This window comes from Pseudomonas sp. A-B-19, from assembly GCF_019947515.1.
Lineage (GTDB): Bacteria > Pseudomonadota > Gammaproteobacteria > Pseudomonadales > Pseudomonadaceae > Aquipseudomonas.
In genome coordinates, this window is record NZ_JAGYGN010000002.1 from 251,320 (window position 1) to 264,138 (window position 12,819).

At 59.3% G+C, this 12,819-nt stretch carries 12 protein-coding genes and 1 pseudogene; 8 read left to right on the forward strand and 5 right to left on the reverse strand.

All coding sequences use genetic code 11. The features are described 5' to 3' along the window. Positions 1–14: 14 nt before the first annotated feature. Positions 15–1,469, reverse strand: a complete 1,455-nt coding sequence (thiI, locus tag KGA81_RS03240) for a tRNA uracil 4-sulfurtransferase ThiI (protein WP_223544549.1) — start codon at positions 1,467–1,469, stop codon at positions 15–17. 329 nt (positions 1,470–1,798) lie between these two features. On the opposite strand from thiI, the gene glnA reads away from it, so the two are divergent. The 5 genes and pseudogenes from glnA (at position 1,799) to ntrC (ending at position 6,915) form a co-directional block, all read left to right on the forward strand. Continuing rightward, the gene (gene glnA, locus KGA81_RS03245; RefSeq protein ID WP_008002929.1) at positions 1,799–3,205 is read left to right on the forward strand and encodes a type I glutamate--ammonia ligase; all 1,407 of its coding nucleotides are present in this window, start codon (positions 1,799–1,801) and stop codon (positions 3,203–3,205) included. Between the two features lie 303 nt (positions 3,206–3,508). Then, positions 3,509–4,024, forward strand: coding sequence for a DUF4124 domain-containing protein (locus KGA81_RS03250; RefSeq protein ID WP_223544550.1), 516 nt, complete (start codon positions 3,509–3,511; stop codon positions 4,022–4,024). Next, positions 4,021–4,131, forward strand: a pseudogene (locus tag KGA81_RS03255) (DUF4124 domain-containing protein); the annotation flags it as partial. The gene KGA81_RS03250 and the pseudogene KGA81_RS03255, both read left to right, overlap by 4 nt. A 265-nt stretch (positions 4,132–4,396) precedes the next feature. Next, the gene (gene glnL / locus KGA81_RS03260; protein ID WP_057712404.1) at positions 4,397–5,482 is read left to right on the forward strand and encodes a nitrogen regulation protein NR(II); all 1,086 of its coding nucleotides are present in this window, start codon (positions 4,397–4,399) and stop codon (positions 5,480–5,482) included. Then, positions 5,479–6,915, forward strand: a complete 1,437-nt coding sequence (gene ntrC, locus KGA81_RS03265) for a nitrogen regulation protein NR(I) (protein WP_046040882.1) — start codon at positions 5,479–5,481, stop codon at positions 6,913–6,915. The genes glnL and ntrC overlap by 4 nt, the downstream gene beginning before the upstream one ends. A 411-nt stretch (positions 6,916–7,326) precedes the next feature. Here ntrC and KGA81_RS03270 read toward each other — a convergent pair whose 3' ends face one another. Next, entirely contained in the window at positions 7,327–7,767 is a 441-nt protein-coding gene (locus tag KGA81_RS03270) for a hypothetical protein (protein WP_223544551.1), read from the reverse strand. Between KGA81_RS03270 and trmL the strand changes: the two genes are divergently transcribed. Beyond that, on the forward strand, positions 7,766–8,221 hold the full coding sequence (gene trmL, locus KGA81_RS03275; RefSeq protein ID WP_110751963.1) for a tRNA (uridine(34)/cytosine(34)/5-carboxymethylaminomethyluridine(34)-2'-O)-methyltransferase TrmL: 456 nt from the start codon (positions 7,766–7,768) through the stop codon (positions 8,219–8,221). The two genes, KGA81_RS03270 and trmL, sit on opposite strands and share 2 nt — an antisense overlap. A gap of 119 nt (positions 8,222–8,340) precedes the next feature. Here the strand turns inward: trmL and secB are convergent, their stop codons facing one another. The 3 genes from secB to KGA81_RS03290 are packed head-to-tail and all read right to left on the reverse strand — an operon-like array spanning position 8,341 to position 9,552. Further along, positions 8,341–8,826: a protein-export chaperone SecB gene (gene secB / locus KGA81_RS03280; RefSeq protein ID WP_223544552.1), complete on the reverse strand. Its 486-nt coding sequence runs from the start codon at positions 8,824–8,826 to the stop codon at positions 8,341–8,343. A 56-nt stretch (positions 8,827–8,882) separates the two neighbouring features. Continuing rightward, complete coding sequence (grxC, locus tag KGA81_RS03285; protein WP_008018956.1) at positions 8,883–9,137, reverse strand: glutaredoxin 3; 255 nt, start codon at positions 9,135–9,137, stop codon at positions 8,883–8,885. 1 nt (position 9,138) lies between these two features. Then, entirely contained in the window at positions 9,139–9,552 is a 414-nt protein-coding gene (locus KGA81_RS03290) for a rhodanese-like domain-containing protein (protein ID WP_108216187.1), read from the reverse strand. 152 nt (positions 9,553–9,704) lie between these two features. Between KGA81_RS03290 and gpmI the strand changes: the two genes are divergently transcribed. Next, on the forward strand, positions 9,705–11,234 hold the full coding sequence (gene gpmI / locus KGA81_RS03295; protein WP_223544553.1) for a 2,3-bisphosphoglycerate-independent phosphoglycerate mutase: 1,530 nt from the start codon (positions 9,705–9,707) through the stop codon (positions 11,232–11,234). A gap of 264 nt (positions 11,235–11,498) precedes the next feature. Beyond that, positions 11,499–12,794 carry a murein hydrolase activator EnvC family protein gene (locus KGA81_RS03300; protein ID WP_223544554.1) on the forward strand — a complete coding sequence of 432 codons (1,296 nt, stop codon included), beginning with the start codon at positions 11,499–11,501 and terminating at the stop codon, positions 12,792–12,794. Positions 12,795–12,819 lie beyond the last annotated feature (25 nt).

Below are 12,819 nucleotides of genomic sequence, written 5' to 3' on the forward strand. Positions count from 1 at the left end.
ACAGCCCCGGGCACTTAGCTCGGTCGATAAACGCGCACATTGGCATGCCCCTCACTGAGCAAATGGTGGGCATGCAGGCGACTCATCACGCCTTTGTCGCAATACAGCAGGTACTGGCGAGTAGGGTCCAGTTCCTTGAAACGAGCGTTCACTGCATAAAACGGCATCGTTTGTACCTCGATGCCAGCAAGTTCCAGCGGGTCGTCTTCAGCGACATCCGGGTGACGGATGTCGATGACGATCTGACCGGCCAGCGCTTCGCTGACTTCTTCAATCTGCAAGTCCTGGCCCAATTCGTCGATCACGCGATCGATCGGCACCAGCTTGGCGTTTTCGAGCGCACGCTCGAGTACCGCCATATCGAATTCTTTCTCTTCATGCTCGACGCGGTAGCGCTTGGCCGCGGTCTTCGGATTGACCGAGATGACGCCGCAGTACTCCGGCATGTGCCGGGCGAAATCGGCGGTACCGATTTCGTTGGCCAAGTCGATGATGTCCTGCTTGTGGCTGGCGATCAGCGGACGCAGCACCAGCTTGTCGGTCACACAGTCGATCACGCTCAGGTTCGGCAATGTCTGGCTCGACACCTGGGAAATCGCCTCACCGGTGACCAGTGCGTCGATGTGCAGTCGATCGGCAATTCGGGAGGAAGCGCGCAACATCATACGCTTCAATACTACGCCCATATGACTGTTATCGACTTTACCGAGAATTTCGCCCAGCACTTCTTCGAACGGCACACTGACAAATAGCACGCGCTGGGAGCTGCCGTACTTCTTCCAGATGAAATGCGCGACTTCCATGACGCCCAGTTCATGGGCACGTCCGCCCAGATTGAAGAAGCAGAAATGCGCCATCAGGCCGCGGCGCATGATCTGGTAGGCCGCCACGGTGGAATCGAAACCACCGGACATCAGCACCAGGGTCTGTTCCAGGGCGCCCAGCGGATATCCGCCGATGCCGTTGTGCTGGCTGTGGATCACGAACAACCGTTGGTCGCGAATTTCGATGCGGACTTCGATTTCAGGCTTTTTCAGGTCGATCCCGGCAGCGCCGCACTCGCGACGCAGCTTGCTGCCGACGTATTTTTCGACATCCATCGAGCTGAACGGGTGCTTGCCCGCACGTTTGCAGCGCACCGAGAAAATCTTCCCGGCCAGCGCATCGCCGTAGTGGTATTTGCACTTTTCGGTGATGTCGTCGAAGTCGCCCAGCGAGTACTCGTCGACCTGCAGAAAGTGCGCGATGCCCGGCATGCAGGTCAGGCGCTCACCCATCTCTTTCAAGGCTTTCGGGTCGGTGACGCGGGTTTCCAGCTCGAGATTGTCCCACACGCCGTTCACCACCACGGCCGGGTCCAGATCACGGAGCACGGCGCGGATGTTTTTGGCCAACTGGCGGATAAATTTCGTCCGGACAGGTCGGCTCTTGATGGTGATCTCGGGGAAGACTTTTACGATTAATTTCATGGAAACAGCGCGCGCAGGGCCTGCCGAAAAAGGGGGGCGCGGATTATAGCGGAAATTGCTCAAGGTTTAACCAGTTAATGTGTAGAAGGTTTTGCACGCACCAAAACAGGTCACTTATTGGATTTGACGCCACATTACAGGGCGCTATTTTCTGCTTTAAAGCGTAAAACAACCTCACAAGCGTGAATTTGGGGCAAAAAACCCATGGTGGGGCACTGGCATGCAATTTGCTCCCTTGTGAGGCAGGTTGCCTTGGCAGAGTATTCGCGCCGGCATCACCCACATTATAAGGGCATCCATTACTAGCCCGAAGCCACCCGGAGGACACTATGTCGAAGTCGGTTCAACTCATCAAAGATCATGACGTCAAGTGGATTGATCTGCGCTTCACGGACACCAAAGGCACTCAGCACCACGTGACCATGCCGGCTCGCGATGCGCTGGATGACGACTTCTTCGAAGTCGGCAAAATGTTCGACGGCTCCTCCATCGCTGGCTGGAAAGGCATCGAAGCTTCCGACATGATCCTGATGCCGGACGACTCCACCGCTGTACTGGATCCATTCACCGAAGAACCGACCCTGATCCTGGTCTGCGACATCATCGAGCCTTCGAGCATGCAAGGCTACGATCGCGACCCACGTGCGATCGCCAAGCGCGCCGAAGAGCACCTGAAAGCCACCGCTATCGGTGACACCGTATACGCCGGTCCAGAGCCAGAGTTCTTCATCTTCGACCAGGTGAAGTTCAAGTCCGACATTTCCGGCTCCATGTTCAAGATCTACTCTGAACAAGGTTCGTGGATGTCCGACCAGGACATCGAAGGCGGCAACAAAGGCCACCGTCCAGGCGTCAAAGGCGGCTACTTCCCGGTTCCACCGTTCGACCACGACCACGAAATCCGTACCTCCATGTGCAACGCACTGGAAGAAATGGGCCTGACCGTCGAAGTTCACCACCACGAAGTGGCAACTGCCGGCCAGAACGAAATCGGCGTCAAGTTCAACACCCTGGTGAAGAAAGCCGACGAAACCCAAACCCTGAAATACGTTGTGCACAACGTAGCCGATGCCTACGGCCGCACCGCTACCTTCATGCCTAAGCCGCTGTACGGCGACAACGGCTCGGGTATGCACGTGCACATGTCCATCTGGAAAGATGGCAAGAACACCTTCGCAGGCGAAGGTTATGCCGGCCTGTCCGACACCGCCCTGTACTTCATCGGCGGCATCATCAAGCACGGTAAGGCCCTGAACGGCTTCACCAACCCGGCGACCAACTCCTACAAGCGTCTGGTTCCAGGCTTCGAAGCTCCGGTAATGCTGGCCTACTCGGCGCGCAACCGTTCCGCTTCGATCCGCATTCCTTACGTGTCGAGCCCGAAAGCCCGCCGTATCGAAGCGCGCTTCCCGGACCCGGCTGCCAACCCGTACCTGTGCTTCGCCGCACTGCTGATGGCTGGCCTGGACGGCATCCAGAACAAGATCCACCCTGGCGATGCCGCTGACAAAAACCTGTACGACCTGCCGCCTGAAGAGGCCAAAGAGATCCCACAAGTTTGCGGCAGTCTGAAAGAAGCCCTGGAAGAGCTGGACAAAGGTCGTGCGTTCCTGACCAAAGGCGGCGTTTTCAGCGACGACTTCATCGACGCTTACATCGCCCTGAAAAGCGAAGAAGAAATCAAGGTACGTACCTTCGTACACCCACTGGAATACGAGCTGTACTACAGCTGCTGATCCGGTAGCGCCGCGACACGCGGCGTGACAAAAAGAGGCCTCCTTCGTGGAGGCCTTTTTTTATTGCCAAATGAATATCGAAAACGCTATGGAACCTTGTAGGAGCTGGCTTGCCAGCGAATGCGGCATGTCAGTCGACGTCTATGTTGAATGGTCAGACGCTTTCGCTGGCAAGCCAGCTCCTACAGGGGGTTTCTGCGCTCAGGATGAGCTCGACAAATTACACTCAAATGTTACCTGCTTGGGTCAAACACTCAGCCTGGCCTATGCTGCAACCCAATGCTTTCGTTTCCGGTCAATTCCATGGGTCGCGGTTTTCTCTTCATTCTGCTGCTGATCGCTCTGCCCGCCACGGCGCAGATCTACAAGTACACGGACGCCAACGGCGCCACCGCGTACAGCAATCAACCGCCTGACGGCGTCAGCGCCCATCCGGTCGAATTGCCGCCCCTTAACAGCTTCGAGCGCCAGCCTCCCGGTGAAGTCGCACCGGCTGCTCAAGCCGCTCGCAATGAACAGCCCCACAAGTCCTATGAAGTACTGGAGCTGACAGGCCTGCCCACCACAGAAGCCCTGCGCGCCAACAACGGCACGTTCGCCGTAACAGTACTGATCAAGCCACGTCTGCAAGCCCCCCACCTGTTGCGCCTGCTGCTGGACGGTCAGCCCTACGGCCAGCCAGGCAACGTGCCGACACTGCAACTGGTGAACATCGATCGCGGTGAACACAGCCTCGCCGTGCAAGTGATCGATGGCAAAAAAGTCGTCCAGCAAAGCCCTGCGGTGACATTCTCCGTACAGCGAGTGCGCAAGCCCTGAAGACCTGGCTGTTGATCGCCTGCCTGATCGCCCCGCCCGCCTCGGCAGAGGTCTTCATGTATGTCGACGCTCAAGGCAATCGGGTTTTCACCGACCAGCCCAAACCCGACGAAGAAAAAATCCTTTCCTGAGACTTTTCTAACCTCGTACGGGTTTGCGCACTATATTGGTGCAATTGCTTGCACCGTACTCACATTCCAACCCATTTTGGTTCGAAAGTACTCGCGAAAGCTGGCAAAGCGCCACGCAAACGAGCGTCAAACGCCCGTTTCAGGCGCTGAACGCTTCTTTTCGGAGCCTTGGTTTGGTTTTTGCATTTTGCCCGTACCAGCGCTTTTTTCTTGCGCATGCTCTGCCCTAAAAGAGGTCCCGATGACCATTAGCGACGCACTCCACCGCTTGCTACTCGACAACCTCACCACTGCCACCATCCTGCTCGACGCCGAACTGCGCCTCGAGTACATGAACCCGGCGGCGGAGATGCTGCTGGCCATCAGCGGTCAACGCAGCCATGGGCAGTTCATCAGTGAGTTGTTTACCGAGTCGACCGAAGCGCTGAATTCGTTGCGCCAGGCCGTCGAACAAGCGCACCCGTTCACCAAACGCGAAGCCATGCTTACCGCCCTCACCGGCCAGACCCTGACCGTCGACTACGCGGTAACGCCGATTCTGAGCAATGGCGACACCATGCTGCTGCTCGAAGTCCACCCTCGTGACCGCTTGCTGCGGATCACCAAGGAAGAAGCACAGCTTTCCAAGCAGGAGACCAGCAAGATGCTGGTGCGCGGCCTGGCCCATGAAATCAAGAACCCTTTGGGCGGGATTCGCGGCGCGGCACAACTGCTGGCTCGGGAACTGCCGGAAGAAAGCCTGCGCGACTACACCAACGTCATCATCGAAGAAGCCGACCGCCTGCGTAATCTGGTGGACCGCATGCTCGGCTCCAACAAGTTGCCGTCGCTGGCCATGTGCAATGTCCACGAAGTGCTTGAGCGTGTCTGCCATCTGGTGGAGGCCGAAAGCCAGGGCTGCATCACCTTGGTGCGCGACTACGACCCAAGCATCCCCGACGTCCTGATCGACCGCGAGCAAATGATTCAGGCCGTGCTGAACATCGTGCGCAATGCCATGCAGGCCATCAGCAGCCAGAACGAACTGCGCCTGGGTCGCATCAGCCTGCGCACCCGCGCCATGCGCCAGTTCACCATCGGCCATGTCCGTCATCGCCTGGTGACCAAGATCGAGATCATCGACAACGGTCCGGGCATCCCTGCAGAACTTCAGGAAACCATTTTCTTTCCCATGGTCAGTGGTCGTCCAGACGGTACCGGACTCGGCCTGGCCATTACCCAGAACATCATCAGCCAGCACCAGGGCCTGATCGAATGTGACAGCCACCCCGGCCACACCACCTTCTCGATCTTTCTGCCACTGGAACAAGGAGCCACATCGACATGAGCCGTAGTGAAACCGTGTGGATCGTCGATGACGACCGTTCTATCCGTTGGGTCCTTGAAAAAGCCCTGCAGCAGGAAGGCATGACCACGCAAAGCTTCGACAGCGCCGACGGTGTGATGAGCCGCCTGGCGCGCCAGCAGCCGGACGTGATCATTTCCGACATCCGCATGCCCGGCGCCAGCGGCCTGGAGCTTCTGGCGCGGATTCGCGAGCAGCACCCGCGACTGCCGGTCATCATCATGACCGCTCACTCCGATCTGGACAGCGCTGTCGCGTCCTATCAGGGCGGCGCTTTCGAGTACCTGCCCAAGCCGTTCGACGTCGACGAAGCGGTTTCCCTGGTCAAACGCGCCAACCAGCACGCCCAGGAACAACAAGGCCTGGAAGTCGCCCCGACCCTGACCCGCACCCCGGAAATCATCGGCGAAGCGCCGGCGATGCAGGAAGTGTTTCGCGCCATCGGACGCTTGAGCCACTCCAACATCACCGTACTGATCAACGGCGAATCCGGTACCGGTAAAGAGCTGGTGGCCCACGCCCTGCACCGCCACAGCCCGCGGGCAGCGTCGCCGTTCATCGCGCTGAACATGGCGGCGATCCCCAAAGACCTCATGGAATCCGAACTGTTCGGCCACGAGAAAGGCGCGTTCACTGGCGCGGCCAACCTGCGTCGCGGGCGCTTCGAACAGGCTGACGGCGGCACGCTGTTCCTCGATGAAATCGGCGACATGCCGGCCGACACCCAGACCCGCTTGCTTCGCGTACTGGCTGATGGCGAGTTTTACCGCGTCGGCGGTCATGTGCCGGTGAAGGTCGATGTGCGCATCATCGCCGCGACTCACCAGAATCTGGAAACCCTGGTGCATGCCGGAAAATTCCGTGAGGACTTGTTCCATCGCCTCAACGTGATCCGCATCCACATCCCGCGCCTGTCGGACCGTCGCGAAGACATCCCGACCCTGGCCAAACACTTCCTCGGCCGCGCCGCCCAGGAACTGGCCGTCGAGCCGAAGCTGCTGAAAAGCGAAACCGAGGAATACCTGAAGAACCTGCCGTGGCCCGGCAACGTGCGGCAGCTGGAGAACACCTGCCGCTGGATCACGGTGATGGCATCGGGTCGCGAAGTGCACATCGGCGACCTGCCGCCTGAGCTGCTGAGCCTGCCGCAGGATTCGGCGCCCGTGACCAACTGGGAACAGGCTCTGCGCCAGTGGGCCGACCAGGCGCTGGCCCGCGGCCAGTCGAGCCTGCTCGACAGCGCCGTGCCGGCCTTCGAGCGGATCATGATCGAGACCGCACTCAAACACACCGCCGGCCGCCGCCGCGATGCCGCCGTCTTGCTGGGCTGGGGGCGCAATACCCTGACCCGCAAGATCAAGGAATTGGGGATGAAGGTGGATGGTGGGGATGATGATGAGGGGGATGAGGGCTAAGCAGCCTTTAGTACTTCGCTGATCGTTAGGCCCAATCGCGAGCAAGCTCGCTCCCACAGTGGATTTTCGGTGCTATCACTATCGTGTAGACACCATCGAACCCTGTGGGAGCGAGCTTGCTCCGGGCGGCGTTCCGACGATGCTTTTTGGGTGATCCATGCACCGCCGCAATGCACCGTGAACCGCAATCGCGCACAAAGACAGCTCCGAATCCCCGCCTGCATTCGCTATCGAACCTTTATCGAAAAAACACGAAACCCCCGGATTACGGGGCTTTCAGCGTTTATACGCAGATTTCTGTTTCAACTTGTTAAAACCTGGCGCGCCCCCTGCAATAACCCTTTCAAGTGAATCACTTCACCCACCCGGTTTCGGGGACCTTGGTACAGGCAGGCCGGGGATTCCCCTCTTTTATTGCTCCCGGAGATGGATCTCCAGCCGCCAGCGGTCATCGACCTCGCTACCGGCCCACTCGCCCTGCAGGGGCCGGGCCGCCACCAGTGTCAGCAACAACCCCCCATCGCTCAAACGTACCCGCCAGTTCACGTCCTTGTCGCCGAGCTTGAGCTGGCCTTTCTGCGCCTTGCCCTCGGCGCCAAACAGCAGCGCGACACTGCCATCGACCATCTCGCCGTGGATATTGGGTTCGTTGTTGAACCACACCACCAACCCGTCGTTCGTCACCTCAACCTGCTGCAACTGGCTGGGGTCCGGCGTGGTCAGGCGACCGATCATCATCCCGACCATCACCCCGACAATCGCCAGCGAGCCCATTACCCGCAGGAATAGTTTCGAACGCACACCTTCCGGCGGCGTAGAATGCGCGTCATCTTTGCCTTCGGAGCCGTGCATGTTTCACGTCATCCTTTTCCAACCAGAAATTCCGCCGAATACCGGCAACGTTATCAGGCTGTGCGCCAACAGTGGCTGCCACCTGCATTTGATCGAGCCGCTGGGCTTCGAAATGGACGACAAGCGCCTGCGCCGGGCCGGCCTCGATTACCACGAGTATGCCACCCTGCAACGCCACGCGGACCTTGCCAGCTGCCTGGAAAGCCTCGGCCATCCGCGACTGTTCGCCTTCACTACCAAGGGTTCGCGGCCGTTTCACGATGCCAGCTTCGCCCCGGGCGATGCGTTCCTGTTCGGCCCGGAAAGCCGGGGCTTGCCGGCTGAAGTGCTCGATGCACTGCCGGCCGAACAACGTCTGCGCCTGCCGATGCGCGAGGGCTGCCGCAGCCTGAACCTGTCCAATACCGTGGCGGTGGCCGTGTACGAAGCCTGGCGCCAGAACGACTTCAAATAACACCGCATAAAAAAATGTGGGAGCGAGCTTGCTCGCGATGGCGGCGCATCAGTCAACATTGATGTTGAAGCTGGTGACCTCATCGCGAGCAAGCTCGCTCCCACAGTATTGAAACGCTTTTATTGAACGGTCGGAGCGTCGCCCGAATCCTGCATGCGTTGCAGCTCTTGCGCGTACAGCGCATCGAAGTTCACCGGAGCCAGCATCAGCGCCGGGAACGAACCACGGGTCACCAGGCTGTCCAGGGTTTCGCGAGCGTACGGGAACAGGATGTTCGGGCAGAACGCACCCAGGGTATGACTCATCGAAGCGGCGTCCAGGTTCTTGATCAGGAAGATCCCGGCCTGCTGCACTTCAGCGATGAACGCCACTTCGTCACCGTTTTTCACGGTAACCGACAGGGTCAGTACGACTTCGTGGAAGTCGGCTTCCAGCGTCTTCTGACGGGTGTTCAGATCCAGACCGACGCTCGGCTCCCACTGCTGGCGGAAGATCGCCGGGCTTTTCGGAGCTTCGAAGGACAGGTCACGCACATAAATGCGCTGCAAGGAGAATTGCGGTGCAGTTTCTTCTTCGGTCGCAGCAGTGTTCTGTTGGTCAGTCATCGCAGATCCTTCTTGATCCAGGGTTCTTTTAGGTTTGCTTGTTTGGGGTATTACCGTCAGGCCTTGAGCAGCGCGTCGAGCTTGCCGGCACGCTCCAGAGCGAACAAATCATCACAACCGCCCACGTGGGTGCTGCCGATCCAGATTTGCGGCACGGACGTACGCCCGGCCTTCTGGGCCATCGCAGCGCGCACCTGCGGCTTGCCATCGACCTTGATCTCTTCGAAGGCCACGCCTTTGTTCTCGAGCAGGTACTTGGCTCGCGAGCAGTAAGGGCAGTAATCGCTGGAATAGACGACGACGCTACTCATATCACTTCACCAGCGGCAGATTGTCGGCTTTCCAGCTGGAGATACCGCCGGACAGCTTGGCGGCGGTGAAGCCGGATTTCATCAGTTCGCGGGCGTGGGTGCCGGCGGTCTGGCCCATGGCGTCGACCAGGATGATGGTCTTGGCCTTGTGCTTTTCCAGTTCGCCAACGCGGGCGGCCAGTTTGTCCTGGGGAATGTTCAGCGCACCGACAATGTGACCGGCGGCGAAATCCTTGGTTGGACGAATGTCGATCACAACGCCTGCGTCCTTGTTGACCAGGCCGGTCAGTTCGCCGGTGCTCAGGCTACGGCCGCCGCCCTGCATTTGATAGGCAATCAGCAACGCCAGCAATACGACGAAGATACCGACGAGAATGTAGTGGTTAGTGGCGAATTCAATCAGGTGAGCAACCATCGAAGGAGGTTCCAGGGCGTTAAAATGTCGGCCAGTATACACAGCCACTATGGTGGGCCAAACCCCGTCCGGCGGTGACGTGGCAGGAACTTCGCTTTAAACTGCGACTCCTTTTTCCATTACCCCTTTTACCTCAGCCACGAGTGGATTCCATGACTACCACGCCTAAACCTTTGGTCCTGATGATTCTCGACGGCTTCGGTCACAGCGACAATCCCGAATCCAACGCCATTTTTGCGGCGAAGAAGCCTGTACTGGATCGTCTGTGGGCCACGGTGCCGAACGGCCTGATCTCGGGCAGCGGCATGGACGTCGGACTGCCGGATGGCCAGATGGGCAACTCCGAAGTCGGCCACATGAACCTCGGCGCCGGTCGCGTGGTGTACCAGGACTTCACGCGCGTCACCAAGTCGATCCGCGACGGCGAGTTCTTCGAGAACCCGACCATCTGCGCCGCCGTGGACAAAGCCATCGCCGCCGGCAAAGCCGTGCATTTCATGGGCCTGCTGTCCGATGGCGGCGTGCATAGCCACCAGGATCACCTGGTCGCCATGGCCGAACTGGCTGCCAAGCGTGGCGCCGAAAAAATCTACCTGCACGCCTTCCTCGATGGCCGCGATACGCCGCCAAAAAGCGCGCAGTCGTCGATCGAACTGCTCGACGCGACCTTCCAGGCCCTGGGCAAAGGCCGGATCGCCAGCCTGATCGGTCGTTACTACGCCATGGACCGCGACAACCGTTGGGATCGCGTGTCCCAAGCCTACAACCTGATTGTCGATGGCCAGGGCGAATTCAACGCCGCCACCGCTCAGGAAGGCCTGCTAGCGGCCTACGAGCGCGGCGAGAGCGACGAATTCGTCAAGGCCACCTCCATCGGCGAGCCGGTGAAAGTCGAAGACGGCGATGCCGTGGTGTTCATGAACTTCCGCGCCGACCGCGCCCGCGAGCTGACCCGCGTATTCGTCGAAGACAACTTCAGTGAGTTCGAGCGTGCCCGCCAGCCGAAACTGGCCGGCTTCGTCATGCTGACCCAATACGCCGCCAGCATCCCTGCGCCGTCGGCTTTCGCTGCCGGCAGCCTGGAAAACGTGCTGGGCGACTACCTGGCGAAAAACGGCAAGACCCAGCTGCGTATCGCCGAAACCGAAAAATATGCCCACGTGACCTTCTTTTTCTCGGGCGGCCGCGAAGAACCGTTCCCGGGCGAAGAACGCATCCTGATACCGTCGCCGAAAGTCGCCACCTACGACTTGCAGCCGGAGATGAGCGCACCAGAAGTCACCGACCGCATCGTCGATGCTATCGAAAACCAGCGTTACGACGTGATCGTGGTCAACTACGCCAACGGCGACATGGTCGGCCACAGCGGCGTATTCGAAGCGGCGGTCAAGGCCGTTGAATGCCTGGACACCTGTGTCGGCCGTATCGTCGAGGCGCTGGAAAAAGTCGGCGGCGAAGCGCTGATCACCGCTGACCACGGCAACGTCGAGCAAATGTCCGACGCAACCACTGGCCAGGCACACACTGCGCACACCACCGAGCCGGTGCCGTTCATCTATGTCGGCAAGCGCGACCTGAAGGTTCGCGAAGGCGGTGTGCTGGCGGACGTGGCGCCAACCATGCTGAAGCTGCTGGGCCTTGAGCAACCGGCGGAAATGACCGGGACTTCGATTCTGGTCTGATTGGATCTCCAAAACGCCACAAAACCTGTGGGAGCAGCCGGTCGACGCTCGATTGCTCGCGATAGCAATCTGACAGCCAACATCTATGTGGAATGATCGGACGCCATCGCGAGCAAGCTCGCTCCCACAGTGGTTTGTGGTGGTTTCGAAGACTAATTTCCCCTGTATCCCACTCCAGTTATCACACAGTCAGAAATGGGCATTTTTTTTGCCGCCCATGGCGGGCATACTAGGCTGTCCCTTTCCCTGGTGCCGCCCGCCCCTATGCTTCGCGTCCTGATAGCCCTAGCCTTGACATGCCTGCTCCAACCGGCCTTTGCTGACGAGCGCGCAGACACCCAACAGCAGCTGGACGCCACGCGTCAGGACATTGCCGAGTTGAAGAAACTGCTGGGCAAGCTGCAGGAAGAGAAATCCGGTGTGCAGAAAGAGCTCAAGGGCACCGAAACCGAGATGGGCAAGCTCGAAAAGCAGGTCGAAGCCCTGCAAAAAGAGCTGAAGAAAAGCGAAGCCGAGCTACAGCGCCTCGATGCAGAGAAAAAAAAACTCCAGAGCGCGCGCACTGAACAGCAACGACTGATCGCCATGCAGGCCCGGGCGGCCTACCAGAACGGTCGTCAGGAATACCTCAAGCTGCTGCTCAACCAGCAAAATCCGGAAAAGTTCGCCCGTACCCTCACCTATTACGACTACCTGAGCCAGGCTCGCCTGGAGCAGCTGAAGAATTTCAACGAAACCCTGCGCCAACTGTCAAACGTCGAGAAAGACATCGCCATGCAACAGGCGCAATTGCTGGTGCAGCAAAGCAGCCTCGATACCCAGCGTGGCGAACTCGAGAAAGTTCGCCAGGAGCGCCAGAAAGTCCTGGCCAAACTCAATGACGACGTAAAGGCTCGCGATCAGAAACTGGCGGCTCGCGAGCAGGATCAGGCAGACCTGTCTAAAGTCCTTAAAACCATTGAAGAAACTCTGGCCCGCCAGGCCCGTGAGGCAGAAGAAGCGCGGCAAAAAGCGCTGATTGCCCAGCAGGAAGCCGAAAAAAAGCGCTTGCGTGAGGCCCAGGCGCTGGCAGATGCCAGCGACGATGCCCCACGCAAACCGGTCAGATCGACACCAGGCGCACTGGTTTCCAGTTCCGGCGAGACCTTTGGCGGCCCGTTTGCGTCAACCCGCGGCAAACTTCCCTGGCCTGTCGACGGTCGACTGCTGGCGCGTTTCGGTGAAAGCCGTGGGGACGATGCCCGGACCAAGTGGGACGGCGTGATGATCGGCGCGTCTGCCGGCAGTGCGGTGCGTGCCGTACACGGTGGTCGCGTGGTGTTCGCCGACTGGTTGCGTGGCGCCGGGTTGCTGGTGATTCTCGACCACGGCAATGGTTATCTGAGTCTGTACGGTCACAACCAGACGCTGCTCAAGTCTGCGGGTGACGTTGTAAAAGCCGGTGAGCCTATTTCCACTGTCGGTAACAGTGGCGGGCAGGACACACCAGCGCTGTATTTCGCAATTCGTCAGCTGGGTCACCCGAGTGACCCCGCGCAATGGTGCCACGCGCAAGGATAGGCGCGTCGCCTAATTCAGGAGTTCG

What these genes read in the sequence shown, in the direction of transcription:
- glnA (WP_008002929.1), top strand. Translation starts at nt 1,799, where the DNA reads ATGTCGAAGTCGGTTCAACTCATCAAAGATCATGACGTCAAGTGGATT.
- glnL (WP_057712404.1), top strand. Translation starts at nt 4,397, where the DNA reads ATGACCATTAGCGACGCACTCCACCGCTTGCTACTCGACAACCTCACC.
- trmL (WP_110751963.1), top strand. Translation starts at nt 7,766, where the DNA reads ATGTTTCACGTCATCCTTTTCCAACCAGAAATTCCGCCGAATACCGGC.
- KGA81_RS03250 (WP_223544550.1), top strand. Translation starts at nt 3,509, where the DNA reads ATGGGTCGCGGTTTTCTCTTCATTCTGCTGCTGATCGCTCTGCCCGCC.
- ntrC (WP_046040882.1), top strand. Translation starts at nt 5,479, where the DNA reads ATGAGCCGTAGTGAAACCGTGTGGATCGTCGATGACGACCGTTCTATC.
- KGA81_RS03300 (WP_223544554.1), top strand. Translation starts at nt 11,499, where the DNA reads ATGCTTCGCGTCCTGATAGCCCTAGCCTTGACATGCCTGCTCCAACCG.
- gpmI (WP_223544553.1), top strand. Translation starts at nt 9,705, where the DNA reads ATGACTACCACGCCTAAACCTTTGGTCCTGATGATTCTCGACGGCTTC.
- grxC (WP_008018956.1), bottom strand. Translation starts at nt 9,137, where the DNA reads ATGAGTAGCGTCGTCGTCTATTCCAGCGATTACTGCCCTTACTGCTCG.
- secB (WP_223544552.1), bottom strand. Translation starts at nt 8,826, where the DNA reads ATGACTGACCAACAGAACACTGCTGCGACCGAAGAAGAAACTGCACCG.
- KGA81_RS03270 (WP_223544551.1), bottom strand. Translation starts at nt 7,767, where the DNA reads ATGCACGGCTCCGAAGGCAAAGATGACGCGCATTCTACGCCGCCGGAA.
- KGA81_RS03290 (WP_108216187.1), bottom strand. Translation starts at nt 9,552, where the DNA reads ATGGTTGCTCACCTGATTGAATTCGCCACTAACCACTACATTCTCGTC.
- thiI (WP_223544549.1), bottom strand. Translation starts at nt 1,469, where the DNA reads ATGAAATTAATCGTAAAAGTCTTCCCCGAGATCACCATCAAGAGCCGA.